Source organism: Caulobacter sp. GW821-FHT10C03 (assembly GCF_059415485.1).
The window spans coordinates 1-1,055 of record NZ_JBWKNI010000042.1; the positions used below are offsets into that span (position 1 = coordinate 1).

Sequence of the window (1,055 nt, forward strand, 5' to 3'; positions counted from 1 at the left end):
GCGGTGCGCGAGACGGTGGAGGGGATCCTCGCCGACGTGGCGGCGCGGGGCGATGCGGCGGTGCGCGAGCTGTCGGCCAAGTTCGACGGCTGGGACCGCGAGAGCTACCGCCTGTCGCCGGCCGAGATTCAAGGCTGCCTGGACCAGCTGTCGGATCGCGACCTGAAGGACATCGAGTTCGCCCAGACCCAGGTGCGCAACTTCGCCCAGATCCAGCGCGACTCTATGAAGGACGTCGAGGTCGAGACCCTGCCCGGCGTGATCCTGGGCCACAAGAACCTGCCGGTGAACGCGGCCGGCTGCTACGTGCCCGGCGGCAAGTATCCGCTGCTGGCCTCGGCCCACATGTCGGTGCTGACGGCCAAGGTGGCGGGCGTGCCGCGCGTGGTGACCTGCGCCCCGCCGTTCGGCGGCAAGCCGGCCCCGGCCATCGTCGCGGCCCAGGCTCTTGCAGGGGCCGATGAGATCTACACCCTGGGCGGGGTGCAGGCCGTGGCGGCCATGGCCCTGGGCACGCAGACCATCGCGCCGGTCGACATGCTGGTTGGTCCCGGCAACGCCTATGTCGCCGAGGCCAAGCGCCAGCTGTTCGGCCGGGTCGGCATCGACCTCTTCGCCGGCCCCACCGAGACCCTGGTCATCGCCGATGACAGCGTGGACGGCGAGCTCTGCGCCACCGACCTGCTGGGCCAGGCCGAGCACGGCCCCGACAGCCCGGCCATCCTGCTGACCACCTCGCAGAAGCTGGCCGAGGACACCATCGCCTGGGTCGAGCGCCTGCTCCAGATCCTGCCCACAGCCGCCATCGCCCGCCGGGCCTGGGAGAGCTTCGGCCAGGTGATCCTCGCGGGTAGCGACGAGGAGATGGTCGAGATCGCCGACAAAATCGCCTCCGAGCACGTGCAGGTGATGACCAGGGATCCGGACTATTTCCTCAAGCACATGACCAACTATGGGGCGCTGTTCCTGGGGCCGCGCACCAACGTCTCGTTCGGCGACAAGGTGATCGGCACCAACCACACCCTGCCGACCAAGCTGGCGGCCCGCTACACCGG

The 1,055-nt window shown here is 69.7% G+C and carries 1 protein-coding gene; it reads left to right on the forward strand.

Going from position 1 to position 1,055, the window contains the following annotated elements; all coding sequences use genetic code 11:
- Positions 1 to 1,055 (forward strand): histidinol dehydrogenase (gene hisD, locus AC07NG_RS25665; protein WP_494597216.1); only part of this gene is annotated, 1,055 nt, incomplete at both ends.